This window comes from Arthrobacter sp. 01T425 (assembly GCF_056398725.1).
The window spans coordinates 291,391-305,856 of record NZ_JBFTPY010000001.1; the positions used below are offsets into that span (position 1 = coordinate 291,391).

The window sequence follows — 14,466 nt, forward strand, 5'->3', positions numbered from 1 at the left end:
TATCTATGTGGATGATCTCTTTGGCGCAGGGCGGGACGGCGGCGCCGCTACCGAGGATGACGGCGACGCTGACCAGACCGGCGAGAGCCGCCGAGTCTCCCCGCGGAGCCCCCTCGCCGTCCGGATGCGGCCCCGCACCCTCGATGATGTCGTGGGCCAGCAGCACCTACTCGGCCAAGGCTCGCCGCTGCGCCAGCTCGCCGCCGGCACGGACGCCACCGGCCCCGCGGGTCCCAGTTCACTGATCCTCTGGGGTCCTCCGGGTACCGGCAAGACCACCCTTGCCCATGTGATTGCCAAGGGCCCAGGGCGGAAGTTCGTCGAGCTCTCCGCCATCACCGCCGGCGTCAAGGACGTCCGCCGCGTGATGGACGAAGCCCTGACCGCGCGCGACCTGTTCAAGACCACCACCGTCCTCTTCCTGGATGAGATCCACCGCTTCAACAAGGCCCAGCAGGACGCCCTGTTGCCCGGCGTCGAGAACCGCTGGGTGGTCCTGGTCGCCGCGACCACCGAAAACCCCTCCTTCTCCGTCGTTTCCCCACTGCTGTCCCGCTCGCTGCTGCTGACCCTGAAACCGCTCACCGACGCCGACGTCGAGGGCCTTCTCCTGCGGGCCGCAACGGATGACCGCGGGCTCGGCGGCAAAGTGGAACTCAGCGACGAGGCCCTGGCACACCTCGTCCGGCTCTCCGGCGGGGACGCCCGGCGTGCGCTGACCGCGCTCGAGGCGGCGGCCGGTGTCGCGTTCGGGGACGCGGACGACACTGACGCAGTCGTAGCCGGCACAGCCAGCGGGGCGCCCGAGGCGGCCCCGGTGAAGATCGAGCTCAAGCACACGGAGCGCGCCCTGGATGTCGCCTCCGTCCGCTACGACCGGGCCGGGGACCAGCATTACGACGTCGCCAGCGCGTTCATCAAGTCGATCCGGGGTTCCGACGTCGACGCCGCGCTGCACTACCTTGCCCGGATGCTGGAGGCGGGTGAGGACCCCCGGTTCGTGGCCCGCAGGATCGTGATCTCGGCGGCCGAGGACGTCGGCATGGCTGACCCGACTGCGCTGCAGACCGCCGTCGCGGCGGCCCAGGCCGTACAGCTGATCGGCATGCCGGAAGGCCGCATCATCCTCGCCGAGGCCGTGGTGCATCTGGCCACCGCGCCGAAGTCCAACGCCGCGTACATGGGCATTAACCAGGCGATCGCCGACGTCCGAGCCGGGCTCGGGAACGGCATCCCCGCCCACCTTCGCGATGCCCACTACCCGGGCTCGAAACAGCTCGGCCACGGCAAGGGCTACAAGTACGCCCACGATGCCCCGCACGCCGTCGCCACGCAGCAGTACCCGCCGGACGACCTCGTCGGGCGCAACTACTACGAACCCACCGGCAACGGGGCCGAACGCGACATTGCCACCCGGCTCGAGCGGCTTCGGAGGATCATCCGCGGCACCTGAAAGGCACGTGGGCGGCAAGTGAACGCCCGTGACCTGCGGCTGGTCGGCGGCGGCCCGTGGCGCCGGAATCCGCCGTTGACATAGGGGCCAAGAGGTCTAACGTGGAATTACGGCGGCATGGATCTGCTGACCGTCCGTGCGGCGCAGGGGACAGCGCGGTCACATCGCTGGCTCCCTCGTTCCGGACCCCGGAACGGCAGCTGGCTTCGCTCCATCCCAGCTCATCCAGCGCGAGCGTTCCCGTCCCGTCCCCGGCAGGTGTCCCATGAGTATCAACTTCGTTACAGCCATGGCAGTGAAGTCCTTCGATGTGCCGGACAAGAAACGGTGCCCGGACAAGGCCGAATTCGACCTCTGCACAGTGAACGACTACTCGGTGGCCCGGCTGATCCTGGGCCCGGGCTGGCGGTGGTCGGAGAACACCAGACCCTACGAGCGGACCGACGTCTGCCTGCACCACCATCTCGGCTTCTGCATCTCCGGTGAAATGGAAGTCGAAACGGCCGAAAGGCTGCGCTCCACGATCCACGCCAACGACACCTACGCGATTCCGCCGGGACACGACGAATGGGTGGTGGGCCCGAAACCGTTCGTGGCCGTGGAATTCCTGGGCGCGGCGTCCTTCGGGCGCAGCGGTGTCCGGGGAGCGCACGCCAGAATCTGAGTTCGGTCCGCCGGCCGGATCTGGTAGGCTGGATCGTTGTCTGGCAAGGCACGGACGCACAATCCATGGAAACTTCGGTTCGATGAGGGTTGCCCTGTGCCCAGTAGCAAAAGGCAGCGGTTGGCCGATGCTCTCCATCGTGGAGGCCAGTAACACTGACACACCGCAGATATTGGAAGGACACAAGTGGCTAACAACACTCGTGCTCGCCGTACCGCACGCCTTTCGCGTGCACTCGGCATCGCTCTGACCCCCAAGGCCGCCAAGTACATGGAGCGCCGCCCGTACGGCCCCGGTGAGCATGGCCGTGCCCGCAAGAAGCAGGACTCCGACTACGCCGTACGTCTGCGCGAAAAGCAGCGTCTGCGCGCCCAGTACGGCATCCGCGAAGCCCAGATGACCCGTGCCTTCGAAGAAGCACGCCGCACCAAGGGCCTGACCGGTGAAAACCTGATCGAACTGCTCGAAATGCGTCTCGACGCCCTCGTGCTGCGTGCCGGCTTCGCCCGCACCATCGCCCAGGCCCGCCAGCTGGTTGTGCACCGCCACATCCTCGTTGACGGCATCCGCGTTGACCGCCCGTCTTTCCGCGTCGGCGAGGGCCAGCTGGTCCACGTTCACAGCCGCAGCGAGACCATGCCTCCGTTCCAGGTTGCAGCAGCCGGCGCTCACCGCGACGTCCTGCCGATCGTTCCGGCTTACCTGGACGTCAAGCTTGACGCCCTGCAGGCCCGCCTGGTGCGTCGCCCCAAGCGCTCCGAGATCCCCGTGACCTGCGAAGAGCAGCTCGTCGTGGAATTCTACGCACGCTAATTCAAAAGGCATCACCTACAAAGAAGCCCGTGGCAAGCGCCGCGGGCTTCTTTGTATGTAAGGTACTTGGGGGAGTTCCCCGGGAGCCGGTTCGGCTTGCCGGATTTAACTGTCGGCGAAACCGTCGGAACCCGACGCAACAAGCAGGTATCCACTGCAGTTCAAGGAGATGAGTGTCTATGTCTGGTGGCGATATTGCCGGCCTGATCGCGGCTGGAGTGTTTGCACTGCTGGTCCTGCTGCTCGCCGTGCCGATCCTGAAGCTCGGGGGAGTGTTCGACGAAATGCGGACCACCATCCGCTCCATCAGCGACGGCGCCACCCCGCTCATGGACGAGGTTACCGCGACGGTGACCACCACCAACGAGCAGCTGAAGAAGGTTGACGGCATCTCCTCGAACGTCTCGGACGCCTCCGCCAACATCTCGGCGCTGTCCTCGCTCATGGCCGCCACCGTGGGCTCGCCGCTGATCAAGGTGGCAGCCTTCAGCTACGGCGTGCGCTCCGCCTTCAGCACCCGCAAAAAGCCCGCCACCGGCCGCCGCAGCCGCTAAACCCTCCGGGAGCACCTGACATGAACAGAATCATCTGGATGGGAATCGGCGTCGCGATCGGCGTTATCGCCTTCCGCAAAGTCACCGAAGCGCAGTCCGCCCTCGGCCCCGAAGGCCTAAACCGGGCCGTCGGACGGCTGGCGGACGGCCTGCTCGACTTCGCCGATGCCGTCCGCGATGGCATGGGCGAGCGGGAGTCGGAACTCCGCACGGCCCTCGGGATCGAGACGGCAACGGACCTCGCCGCCGGCGGCACTGTCGCCCGCCGGGATGCGGTCCGGCGCTAGCCGGGAGAGAATTAGTAAGTAAGGTGCCCGTCACCGGGGGCGACGGCGCGCCGACGCCCCCGGTGACGGGTACCAGATTGACGGGCCCGGATCAGTGCCGGTCCTCAGCTTGTCCCGCGCAGCACAGACGCGGGCCACATAACGCAGTGAATATTGAAGGGTAAGAAAACAGCTCATGAAGTCGCAGGAGATCACCAAGCGCTGGATCGACTTTTTTGTCAGCAAGGGGCACACCGCCGTGCCCTCCGCCTCCCTGGTCTCCAGCGACCCGTCCCTGCTGTTTACGGTGGCCGGCATGGTCCCGTTCATTCCGTACCTGACCGCCCGTGAGGAGGCCCCCTACCAGCGGGCCACCAGTGTGCAGAAGTGCATCCGGACCGGTGACATCGAGGAAGTGGGCAAAACCGCCCGCCACGGCACGTTCTTCCAGATGTGCGGCAACTTCTCCTTTGGCGACTACTTCAAGGAAGACGCCATCAAGTTCGCGTGGGAGCTCCTGACCACCAGCGTGGACGACGGCGGGTACGGACTGCCGCCGGAGCGGCTCTGGGTCACCGTCTATGAAGAGGACGACGAGGCCGAGCAGCTGTGGCTGAAGAACACCGGCATGCCGGCCGAGCGGATCCAGCGCATGGGCAAGTCCGACAACTACTGGTCCACCGGCCAGCCCGGCCCCGCCGGTCCCTGCTCGGAGATCTATTACGACCGCGGCCCGTCCTACGGCGTCGAGGGCGGCCCCATCGCCGATGAAAACCGCTACGTCGAGATCTGGAACCTCGTGTTCATGCAGTACCAGATCGACAACGTCCGCTCCAAGGTGGATTTCGACATCACCGGAGAGCTGCCCAAGAAGAACATCGACACGGGCTTGGGCATGGAGCGCCTCGCGATGATCCTCCAGGACGTCGAGAACATGTACGAGACGGACCAGGTCCGCCCCGTGATCGACCGGGCGGCGGCCCTCTCCGGCCGTGAATACACCTCCGCGGAGTCCGCCGAGGACCCGCACCACACTGACGACGTCCGCATGCGCGTCGTTGCCGACCACATCCGCTCGGCCCTCATGCTGATCGCCGACGGCGTGACCCCCTCCAACGAGGGCCGCGGCTACGTGCTGCGCCGCCTGATCCGCCGGGCCGTCCGCTCCATGCGCCTGCTCGGCGTCGAAAAAGCCTGCCTGCCGGAACTGCTGCCGGCCTCGCGGGACGCCATGAAGGGTGTCTACCCGATCGTCGAGACCGACTTCGAACGCATCAGCCGGATTGCCTACGCCGAAGAGAAGGCGTTCCTGCGCACCATCGCGTCCGGCACCGCCCGCCTCGAGGACGCCGTCAAGGAATCCAAGGCCGCCAACCAGCCGCTCTCCGGCGCGGACGCCTTTGCCCTGCATGACACCTACGGCTTCCCGATCGACCTCACCCTGGAAATGGCCGAAGAGGCCGGGCTGAAGGTCGACGAGCCCGAGTTCCGCAAGCTCATGCTCGAGCAGCGCCAGCGCGCCCAGGCCGACGCCAAGGGCAAGAAGGGGTCGCACGCTGACCTCAGCGCCTTCCAGGAGCTGCTGTCCGCCGGCGAGACAGTCTTCACCGGCTACACCGAGCTCCAGGGCGAGTCCAAGGTCCGCGGCATCCTCTCCGGCGGCCGGAAGGTCGCCCAGGCCTCGACCGGCGATGAAATCGAACTGGTCCTGGCCGAGACGCCGTTCTACGCCGAAGCCGGCGGCCAGGCCGCCGACACCGGGCTGATCACCGGCGACGGCTTCGTCGTCGAGGTCCTGGACGTCCAGCGCCCCGTCAAGGGCCTCAGCGTCCACAAGGCAATCGTCCGCGAAGGCGAAATCGGTGCCGACTCGCTGGTTCAGGCCGCCGTGGACCGGGAACGCCGCCACGCCGCTGAGCAGGCCCACACCGGCACGCACATTGTGCACGCTGCCCTGCACCAGATCCTCGGCCCGGAGGCCCTGCAGCGCGGCTCCTTCAACAAGGCCGGCTACCTGCGCTTCGACTTCGCCTGGGGTGAGGGCCTGAGCGCCGCCACCCGGTCCGAGATCGAGGAAGTCTCCAACATCGCCATCCGCAACAACTTCCAGGTGGAAACCAAGATCATGGGGCTCGCCGAGGCCAAGGCGCTCGGCGCCATGGCACTCTTCGGCGAGAACTACGGCAACGAGGTCCGCGTCGTGGAAATCGACGGCGCCTGGTCCCGGGAACTCTGCGGCGGCACCCACGTCGAGAACACCTCGCTGATCGGCAGCCTGTCACTGCTCGGCGAACAGTCGGTCGGCTCAGGAAACCGCCGTGTCGAAGCCTTCGTGGGCATGGACGCGTTCCGGCACCTGGCCGCGGAGCGGGCGCTCGTCACCGAGCTCACGGAAATGCTGAAGGTTCCCTCCGGGCTGCTCGCGGACCGGATTTCCAGCACCCTGACCAAGCTCAAGACGGCAGAGAAGGAACTCGAGCGGCTGCGCAAGGAGCAGCTCACGGCCGCCGCAGCCCAGCTGGTCGGCACCGCCCAGGATGCCGCCGGCGTCAAGGTCATCGCGCACGACGCCGGCCAGGTCAGCGGCGCGGATGACCTGCGCGGCCTGGCCCTGGACCTGCGGACGCGTCTCGGGTCCGAGCCCGCCGCCGTCGCGGTGGCCGGTGTCAGCAACGACCGTCCCGTGATCCTGATTGCCACCAACGAAGCCGCCCGGGCAGCCGGAGTCAAGGCCGGTGCCCTGGTGCGCCTCGCCGCAGGCATCCTCGGCGGCGGCGGTGGCGGCAAGGACGACGTCGCCCAGGGCGGCGGGACCGACGCCGCCAAGGTCGGTGCTGCCCTCGGCGCTGTCGTGGACGCCATTACCAGGCGATAGCGGATCCCACGTGTCTGAAGCTGCTGTTGCCGGCGTCTATCCCCGGGGCGTGAAGCTCGGGGTGGACGTCGGCACCGTCCGTGTGGGCGTGGCCGTCTGCGACCCCGACGGAATCCTGGCGACGCCGCTGCGCACTCTGGCGCGGAACGTGAAAAAGAACACTGACGTGCGAATCCTGGCCGCCCTGGCCGCGGAACTGGGCGCCGTGGAGATTTTCGTGGGACTGCCGCGCACCATGAAAGGCGAAGAGCACGCCTCCGCCAGGATGGCGACCGAGTACGCACAGCTGCTGGTACTGGCCCTGCAGGACGCCGGATCCGAGGTGCCCGTGCGCCTGGTTGACGAACGGCTCAGCACCGTGAGCGCCCACCGCAACCTGCACGAAGCTGGCATGAGCAGCAGGAATCACCGTACAGTTGTTGATCAGGTTGCGGCGGCAGGTATTCTGCAACATGCGATTGATATGCAAAAGGCCAGGGGAACGGAGGTCGGAAACCGCGTGTACGCGGAGTCTGCGCCGGGGCCGACCGGAGGCGGCGCACAGACCGGCCCGGCAGTACAGACGCACTCTTCAGAACATGGAAGGCTACAGTGAGCCCGGTCAACAGTGATGACTCCTCCGGTGACGCCCTTGGTGGCGCCGGCCGACCGCTGACGCGCAAAGAAATCCGGGCCCGGGAAAAGCTTCTGGCCACCCAGGGCCACAACGTGATCCCGCCGCAGGCTTTTGAGGCGGGACCGGACGTTCCGACGCCGGCACCGGCACCAACGCCGGCACCGGCAGAGGACAGCCTGCCGCAGTCCGCACCGGAACTTCCCGACGCGGCACCGACCGTGCACGAAGAAGCCGTGCGTGAAGAGCCCGTTCACGAAGAGCCGGTGCGCGAAGAAGCCGTGCGCGAAGAGCCCGTGCACGAAGAGCCGGTGCACGAAGACTTCACGCAGCTGATCCCTGTCCGCGATGTACCTGTCCGCGAAGTACCTTCCCGCGAGGAGCCCGTCCGCGAAGACGCTGGCCACGAGGACGTCGTCTATGCGTCAGCGGGCGGGCTCGGCTACGGCTCCAGCCACGATGCGGCTGCCCATGACGCCGGCGTCCACGATGGCTACGCTCCGCACCCCCACGACGAGGCCCACCATCTCTACGGCAACTCCGGTGACCCCCAGGCACAGCCGCACCCGGAGGCCGAGTACCACGGCGACCCGGGCGAGGAGCTGATGGCCGGAGCAGCCCGCTACGACAAGGGACCGTCCAAGAAGGTCCGCCGTAGGCGCCGCTTCCTGGCACTGGTGCTGACCCTGACGGTCTTCGTCGTCGCAATCGCCGTCGGCGCACAGTTCCTCAAGCCCCTCCTCGGCGGAGACACCATGGCCGACTACCCCGGCCCCGGAACCGGTGAAGTCACCATCACGATCGAACCCGGCGCCGGAACGCGGTCCGTGGCCACCGAACTTCAGTCGAAAAAGGTCGTGGCCAACGCGGACACCTTCCTCAAGGAGTTCACCGCTTCCGGCGGTGCCCTGAACCCCGGCACGTTCTCGATGCGCCAGGAAATGAAGAACTCCGATGCCGTGGATGTCCTGCTCAACAAGGGCCAGAGCAAGGTCATGTACTTTGCGCTCAGCGCCGGGCTGCGGATCGGCGAATCCCTGCAGGCGATTTCCGAGGGCACCGGGATTCCTGTTCAGGACCTGAAAGCGCTCAGCGATGCGCCCGCACAGTTCGGTGTCCCGGCCAAAGCCAAGAACCTCGAGGGCTACCTGGCGCCGGGAGAGTACCGCTTCCCGTTGGGCTCCTCCGCCAAGGACATTTTGCAGAAGCTCGTCGGCAGCACCCAGGATGAACTCAAGGCCCAGGGCGTTACCGATCCCGCGAAACAGTACGACGTCGTGACGGTGGCCAGCATCGTCCAGGCCGAAGGCGGCCAGGCCGAATATGGTGACGTCGCCGGCGCCATCTACAACCGCCTCAAGCCCAACAACACCGAGACCAACGGGCTCATCCAGTCCGATGCCACCGTCACCTACGGCCTGGGCATCCGCAGCTTCCACATCGACGAGGCCCAGAAGGCTGACAAGTCGAACCCTTACAACACCTACGCCAACCAGGGGCTGCCCGCCGGACCCATCGGTTCCCCCGGCAAGACGGCCATTGACGCCGCCGCCAAGCCCAAGTCCAACAGCTTCCTCTACTGGGTCACCATCAACCTGGACACCAAGGAGACCAAGTTCTCCAAGACCCTGGCGGAACACAACGGCTACGTGGCGCAGTACAACGCCTGGTGCGAGGCCAACCCGGGACGCTGCGTATGACGCTGCGGGCGGCCGTCCTCGGGCATCCCATCAGCCATTCGAAGTCGCCCGCGCTGCACCGGGCCGCGTACGCCCACCTCGGCGTGGATATCGCCTACTCCGCCATTGACGTGACCGAGGCCGCCCTGCCCGATTTTATGAGGCAGGTCAGGGACGAGGCGCGCGCTGACGGTTCCTGGCGCGGCCTCTCGGTCACCATGCCGCTCAAATCGGCCATGGTGGCGGAAGTGGACGAGGTCCGGGGCGTGGGGCGCGCCCTCGGGGTCGTCAACACGGTTGCGTTCGAATCCGACGACGGCAGTGCCGGCCACACGCGATTGGTCGCGTACAACACCGACGTCACCGGAATCGTCAACGCGCTCCGGCACGCGGGGGCAGCCTCGGCGCCCACCGCCGTGATCCTCGGCGGGGGCGGGACCGCGGCAGCAGCCATCGCGGCGCTCAAGGAATTGGGGTCGATGTCCGCCGAAGTGTTCGTCCGCGATGTCAGCCGTGCGGCAGAGGCCCACGCGGCCTCCGCCGCCGTCGGCGTCCCCATCCGGGTGCTTCCACTCGCCGGGGCGGCAGCCGCCGTCGCCGCGGCCGACGTCGTCATCTCCACGCTGCCGCCCCGCGCGGCAGACGCACTGGCCGCGGAACTGGCCGAAGAACTGGCGGCGAAACGTCCAGGAGAACTGCCTCCGCATGGCAGCCCGGGCATCCTCCTGGACGTCGCCTATGATCCATGGCCCAGCCGGATCGCCGCGGTCTGGCAGGAAGCCGGCGGCACGGTGGTCCCCGGACTGGAAATGCTGATCTACCAGGCCGTGGAGCAGGTACGGCACTTCACCGGGCTGGGCGGGGCCCTCCCTGCCGGTGTCACAGATGTGATGTGTGACGCAGTCGGGGCGCCCCGACGGGTGTTCTAACCGCCCGACATGGCAGGATGGAATGTATGTTGCGTTGGTTGACTGCCGGAGAATCCCATGGCCCGGCACTGGTCGGAATAATTGAAGGCGTGCCCGCCGGTGTGGTACTCACCAGCGCCCACATCAGCGAGGCGCTGGCCCGCCGCCGGCTCGGCTATGGCCGCGGCGCCCGGATGAAATTCGAGCAGGACGTGGTCACGATCCTCGGCGGAGTCCGCCACGGCCTGACCCAGGGCGGCCCCGTCGCCATCCAGGTCGGCAACACCGAATGGCCCAAGTGGGAACAGATCATGTCCTCCGATCCCGTGGAGCCCGAAGTCCTGGCCGACCAGGCCCGGAACGCCCCGCTGACGCGCCCGCGGCCCGGCCACGCAGACTTCACCGGCATGCAGAAATACGGCTTCGACGAGGCCCGCCCGGTCCTGGAGCGCGCCAGCGCCCGCGAGACGGCCACGAGGGTGGCGCTAGGCACGGTCGCCGCGGCCTTCCTCAAGCAGCTCGGCATCGAGCTCGTCTCCCACACCGTATCCATCGCCAGCGTAGCCGTGCCGGAGGGCCGGCCGCTGCCCGTGCCGGGGAACGTGATCGCCCTGGATGCCGACCCGCTGCGCTGCTTCGACCGCGAAACCTCGGACGCCATGGTGGCCGAGGTCGACATCGCGCACAAGGAAGGCGAAACCCTCGGCGGCGTCGTCGAAGTGCTTGCCTACGGCCTCCCGCCGGGACTCGGCAGCTACGTGCACTGGGACCGGCGCCTCGACTCGCGTCTGGCGGCCGCCCTCATGGGCATCCAGGCCATCAAGGGCGTTGAAGTCGGCGACGGCTTCCTTACCGCCGCGCGCCGCGGCTCCGCCGCCCACGACGAGATCGTCAAGGACGCGGACGGCAAGATCATCCGTACCTCCAACCGCGCAGGCGGGATCGAGGGCGGCATGAGCATCGGCGATGTCCTGCGCGTCCGTGCCGCCATGAAACCGATCGCCACCGTACCCCGCGCGCTCAGGACGGTCGACGTGAGCACGGGGGAGGCCGCCAAGGCCCACCACCAGCGCTCCGACGTCTGTGCCGTGCCGGCCGCCGGCGTGGTGGCCGAGGCCATGGTGGCCCTCGTGATCGCCGAAGCGGTCGCGGAAAAATTCGGCGGTGACTCCGTGCAGGAGACCGCGCGCAACATCAAGGGTTACCTGGACAGCATTCCGGCGTCCCTGGACTCGATCGGCCACTAGTGCCGGCCGGGAAAACCGACGGGCCCTCCGCCGCGGCGGCGCCCGCGGCAAATAACGTTGGCCCGGTGGTCCTGATCGGACCGATGGCCGTGGGCAAATCGGCGATCGGACAGCAGCTCGCCGAGCACTTGGGGTGCGCCTTCATGGACACCGACGCCCTCGTGGTGGCCCAGCACGGGACGATCGCCGAGATCTTCGCCAGCCGTGGCGAGCACGCCTTCCGCGAGATGGAGGCCCGGGCCGTGGCCCAGGCCATCGAAGAGTCTCGGGGCGGCACCGCCGTCATTTCGCTCGGCGGCGGGGCCGTCCTTGATTCCGGTACGCAGCAGCTTCTGGGCCGCTGTACCGTTGTTTACCTCGAATGCGACGCCGAGACTGTGGCGGAACGCATCGCCAGAAATTCGGGCCGGCCGCTCCTGGCCGGCGACGCCATGGGCCGGTGGCGGACCTTGTTCGCCACCCGGCAGCCGGTCTACGAACGGCTCGCCGACCTCGTCCTCGATGTCCGGCGCGGCAGCGTTCCGGAGCTGGCTCACCGGCTGGAAGATGCGCTGGGGGAGCGCGCCGCGGCTAAGGCCGCGGCAGTGCCCACTCCGGCGTCGACAAAGGAAGTTGAATAGTGAGTACCGAATCAACCGTCATCAAAGTCACCGGACAAACGCCGGGTGAGAACTACGACGTCGTAGTGGGCCGCGGCCTCCTGGCAAGCCTGCCGGGCCTGCTGGGTGAGCGCGTCAAGCGCGTCCTGGTCATCCACCCCCGTGCGCTGCGGTTGACCGGGGACACCGTCCGGGAAGAGCTGGCCGCCGCCGGGTTCACCGCGCTGACCGCAGAAATCCCCGACGCCGAAGAGGGCAAACACATCGAGGTCGCCTCGTTCTGCTGGCAGGTGCTGGGGCAGAACGACTTCACCCGCTCCGATGCCATCGTCGCCGTCGGCGGCGGCGCCGTCACCGACCTGGCCGGCTTTGTCGCTGCGACCTGGCTGCGCGGCGTGAAGGTCATCCACATGCCGACGAGCCTGCTGGGCATGGTGGACGCCTCGGTCGGCGGCAAGACCGGCATCAACACCGCCGAGGGCAAGAACCTGGTGGGCGCGTTCCACCCGCCGGCCGGTGTCCTCGCGGACCTCGACACGCTGGAGACGCTGCCGAAGAACGAGATCATCTCCGGCATGGCCGAGGTCATCAAGTGCGGCTTCATCGCCGACCCGGCCATCCTTGACCTGATCGAGAAGGACCCGTCCGCGGTTTCCGATCCGCGCTCGGACATCCTGCGCGAACTGATCGAACGCGCCATCAGCGTCAAGGCCCGGGTGGTGTCCGAGGACCTGAAGGAAACCGGCCAGCGCGAGATCCTGAACTACGGCCACACCCTGGGCCACGCGATCGAACTCGCCGAGCGCTACTCCTGGCGGCACGGCGCCGCCGTCTCCGTGGGCATGATGTTCGCCGCCGAGCTCGCCCGCAGCGTCGGCCGGCTCAGCGACGCCGACGCCGACAGGCACCGGAGCATCCTGGAAAGCCTCGGGCTTCCCATCACGTACCGCCGCGACCGCTGGCAGGCCCTCCTGGACGGCATGCGCCGGGACAAGAAATCCCGCGGTGACCTGCTGCGCTTCGTGGTGCTCGACGGCGTTGGCCGGCCCGGCATCCTCGATGTCCCGGACACGTCCCTGCTGTTTGCCGCCTACCAGGAGATTGCCTCCTGATGCACATGGTCAAGGGCGGCACGAGCGAGTGGCCGGACGCGGGATTTCCCGGGATCCGGATCAACCCGCAGTCCCTGATGCCCCAGATCGTCAATGACGAGGTCATGGCCGAGGCCCTGGCGGCCTCGACAGACCCCGGGGACCTGATCCTGGTCCGGCTCGTAGAAGGGCACGCGGCCGAAGCCGCCGAGCTCCTCGCCGAGGCCCGCTACAAGGACCCCGGCTCGCTCCGGCTGCGGATCTTCGAGGCGGACGTGCTCCGGGTCTCGAACCGGTTCGACCGGGCGGTGGAGGTGTTCCGCCAACTCCTCGCCGAGACCCAGGGCACCCTGGAGGAGGCCGCCGTCCGCCAGCACCTCGGCCGGTCCTACTTCGCCGGCGGAAACATTGGCGCCGCCGTCGAATCCTTCGCCAAGGCGCTGGATCTGCGCGTCGCCGGGTCCGCCGACGCGGCCCTCATCTATGCCTCCACCGTTGCGTTGCAGCGCGCCAGGGACGTCCTGGAACAGCAGTCCTGAGCCTGCGTCAGGCAGCTGTCCGCCGGAACCGGTAGAATAGATCTTGGATTTTTGACAAATACGCGCTGGCGGCCCGCTTGGCATGCCGGCCCGGCATAGATCGTCCGGCCGATAGCACCGGCCTGATGGAACCAGAGAGAAACTAAGAGGATACAGTGGCAACCACTAACGACATCAAGAACGGAACCGTCCTTAAGCTCGAGGGCCAGCTTTGGAACATCATCGAGTTCCAGCACGTCAAGCCCGGCAAGGGTGGCGCGTTCGTGCGCACCAAGATGCGCAACGTGATGTCCGGCAAGGTCGTCGACAAGACCTTCAACGCCGGACTGAAGATTGAGACCGCCACGGTGGACCGCCGCGACTACCAGTACCTGTACCAGGACGGCGCCGACTTCGTCTTCATGGACACCTCGGACTTCGACCAGCTCACCGTCTCGGCCGCCACCGTCGGCGACGCCACCAACTTCATGCTCGAGAACCAGATGGTCAACATCGCCATCCACGAAGGCAACCCGCTCTACATCGAGCTGCCCCCGAGCGTCGTCCTCGAGATCACCTACACCGAGCCGGGCCTGCAGGGCGACCGCTCCTCGGCCGGCACCAAGCCCGCCACCCTCGAAACCGGGTACGAGATCCAGGTGCCGCTGTTCGTCGAGAACAACACCAAGGTCAAGGTCGACACCCGCGACGGCAGCTACCTCGGCCGGGTCAACGACTAGTGAGTGCGCGCGGTAAGGCCCGGAACCGGGCCCTCGATGTGCTCTTTGAGGCCGAGCAGCGCTCAGCCTCCGCGTTCGACGTGCTGAAGTCCCGCCGCGAGCAGACAGACCAGATCGTCAACCCCTACACCCTCGAAATCGTCGAAGGCGTGGTCTCGCACCAGGTGGCCATCGACGAATTCCTGGAGACCTATTCGCAGGGCTGGACCCTGGAGCGCATGCCCTCCGTGGACCGCATCATCCTGCGGATCGGCACGTGGGAACTGCTCTACAACGACGACGTCCCGGACGGCGTGGCGGTCAGCGAGGCCGTGGCCTTGGCCAAGACGCTCTCCACGGACGAGTCGCCGTCGTTCATCAACGGCCTGCTGGGCCGGCTGCAGCAGCTCAAGCCCTCGCTGCTGGCGTAAGCTCTCAGCGCCCCGAAGAACCCCGGCCAGGACATC

Annotated in this window: 15 protein-coding genes; all 15 read left to right on the forward strand. The window is 67.4% G+C overall.

Translation table 11 applies throughout. From position 1 onward, the window contains the following. Positions 1-7 precede the first annotated feature (7 nt). Positions 8-1,453 (forward strand): replication-associated recombination protein A, encoded by a 1,446-nt coding sequence (locus tag AC1DNG_RS01405; RefSeq protein WP_476857085.1) that lies wholly within the window; start codon positions 8-10, stop codon positions 1,451-1,453. Positions 1,454-1,718: 265 nt separating this feature from the next. Next, positions 1,719-2,117 (forward strand): cupin domain-containing protein, encoded by a 399-nt coding sequence (locus AC1DNG_RS01410; protein WP_476886464.1) that lies wholly within the window; start codon positions 1,719-1,721, stop codon positions 2,115-2,117. Positions 2,118-2,303: 186 nt separating this feature from the next. Further along, positions 2,304-2,930 carry a 30S ribosomal protein S4 gene (gene rpsD, locus AC1DNG_RS01415; RefSeq protein ID WP_018773157.1) on the forward strand — a complete coding sequence of 209 codons (627 nt, stop codon included), beginning with the start codon at positions 2,304-2,306 and terminating at the stop codon, positions 2,928-2,930. A 179-nt stretch (positions 2,931-3,109) separates the two neighbouring features. Next, positions 3,110-3,484 (forward strand): DUF948 domain-containing protein, encoded by a 375-nt coding sequence (locus AC1DNG_RS01420; RefSeq protein ID WP_018773156.1) that lies wholly within the window; start codon positions 3,110-3,112, stop codon positions 3,482-3,484. A 20-nt stretch (positions 3,485-3,504) separates the two neighbouring features. After that, positions 3,505-3,771 (forward strand): DUF6167 family protein, encoded by a 267-nt coding sequence (locus tag AC1DNG_RS01425; protein ID WP_223916699.1) that lies wholly within the window; start codon positions 3,505-3,507, stop codon positions 3,769-3,771. A 175-nt stretch (positions 3,772-3,946) separates the two neighbouring features. Next, positions 3,947-6,625 carry an alanine--tRNA ligase gene (gene alaS / locus AC1DNG_RS01430; protein WP_476870922.1) on the forward strand — a complete coding sequence of 893 codons (2,679 nt, stop codon included), beginning with the start codon at positions 3,947-3,949 and terminating at the stop codon, positions 6,623-6,625. Between the two features lie 10 nt (positions 6,626-6,635). Next, complete coding sequence (ruvX, locus tag AC1DNG_RS01435; RefSeq protein WP_223916695.1) at positions 6,636-7,220, forward strand: Holliday junction resolvase RuvX; 585 nt, start codon at positions 6,636-6,638, stop codon at positions 7,218-7,220. Then, on the forward strand, positions 7,217-8,938 hold the full coding sequence (gene mltG, locus AC1DNG_RS01440; RefSeq protein WP_476886465.1) for an endolytic transglycosylase MltG: 1,722 nt from the start codon (positions 7,217-7,219) through the stop codon (positions 8,936-8,938). Before ruvX ends, mltG begins: the two co-directional genes overlap by 4 nt. Next, positions 8,935-9,846 carry a shikimate dehydrogenase gene (locus tag AC1DNG_RS01445; RefSeq protein ID WP_476886466.1) on the forward strand — a complete coding sequence of 304 codons (912 nt, stop codon included), beginning with the start codon at positions 8,935-8,937 and terminating at the stop codon, positions 9,844-9,846. The genes mltG and AC1DNG_RS01445 overlap by 4 nt, the downstream gene beginning before the upstream one ends. 26 nt (positions 9,847-9,872) lie before the next feature. Further along, entirely contained in the window at positions 9,873-11,072 is a 1,200-nt protein-coding gene (aroC, locus tag AC1DNG_RS01450) for a chorismate synthase (RefSeq protein WP_476886467.1), read from the forward strand. 65 nt (positions 11,073-11,137) lie between these two features. Next, positions 11,138-11,692 carry a shikimate kinase gene (locus AC1DNG_RS01455; protein WP_476886468.1) on the forward strand — a complete coding sequence of 185 codons (555 nt, stop codon included), beginning with the start codon at positions 11,138-11,140 and terminating at the stop codon, positions 11,690-11,692. Further along, positions 11,692-12,783 carry a 3-dehydroquinate synthase gene (aroB, locus tag AC1DNG_RS01460; protein WP_079554549.1) on the forward strand — a complete coding sequence of 364 codons (1,092 nt, stop codon included), beginning with the start codon at positions 11,692-11,694 and terminating at the stop codon, positions 12,781-12,783. Before AC1DNG_RS01455 ends, aroB begins: the two co-directional genes overlap by 1 nt. Next, a complete protein-coding gene (locus tag AC1DNG_RS01465) occupies positions 12,783-13,301 on the forward strand; it encodes a tetratricopeptide repeat protein (RefSeq protein ID WP_476858421.1) in 519 nt (172 codons plus the stop codon). The genes aroB and AC1DNG_RS01465 overlap by 1 nt, the downstream gene beginning before the upstream one ends. A 155-nt stretch (positions 13,302-13,456) precedes the next feature. Next, positions 13,457-14,020, forward strand: coding sequence for an elongation factor P (efp, locus tag AC1DNG_RS01470; RefSeq protein WP_018773146.1), 564 nt, complete (start codon positions 13,457-13,459; stop codon positions 14,018-14,020). Beyond that, the gene (nusB, locus tag AC1DNG_RS01475) at positions 14,020-14,430 is read left to right on the forward strand and encodes a transcription antitermination factor NusB (RefSeq protein WP_018773145.1); all 411 of its coding nucleotides are present in this window, start codon (positions 14,020-14,022) and stop codon (positions 14,428-14,430) included. The genes efp and nusB overlap by 1 nt, the downstream gene beginning before the upstream one ends. The last annotated feature ends 36 nt before the right edge of the window (positions 14,431-14,466 follow it).

Bases quoted from the DNA above. Each gene is read 5' to 3' on its own strand.
- AC1DNG_RS01410 (WP_476886464.1), top strand. From the start codon at position 1,719: ATGAGTATCAACTTCGTTACAGCCATGGCAGTGAAGTCCTTCGATGTG.
- AC1DNG_RS01420 (WP_018773156.1), top strand. From the start codon at position 3,110: ATGTCTGGTGGCGATATTGCCGGCCTGATCGCGGCTGGAGTGTTTGCA.
- AC1DNG_RS01425 (WP_223916699.1), top strand. From the start codon at position 3,505: ATGAACAGAATCATCTGGATGGGAATCGGCGTCGCGATCGGCGTTATC.
- alaS (WP_476870922.1), top strand. From the start codon at position 3,947: ATGAAGTCGCAGGAGATCACCAAGCGCTGGATCGACTTTTTTGTCAGC.
- AC1DNG_RS01445 (WP_476886466.1), top strand. From the start codon at position 8,935: ATGACGCTGCGGGCGGCCGTCCTCGGGCATCCCATCAGCCATTCGAAG.
- aroC (WP_476886467.1), top strand. From the start codon at position 9,873: ATGTTGCGTTGGTTGACTGCCGGAGAATCCCATGGCCCGGCACTGGTC.
- AC1DNG_RS01465 (WP_476858421.1), top strand. From the start codon at position 12,783: ATGCACATGGTCAAGGGCGGCACGAGCGAGTGGCCGGACGCGGGATTT.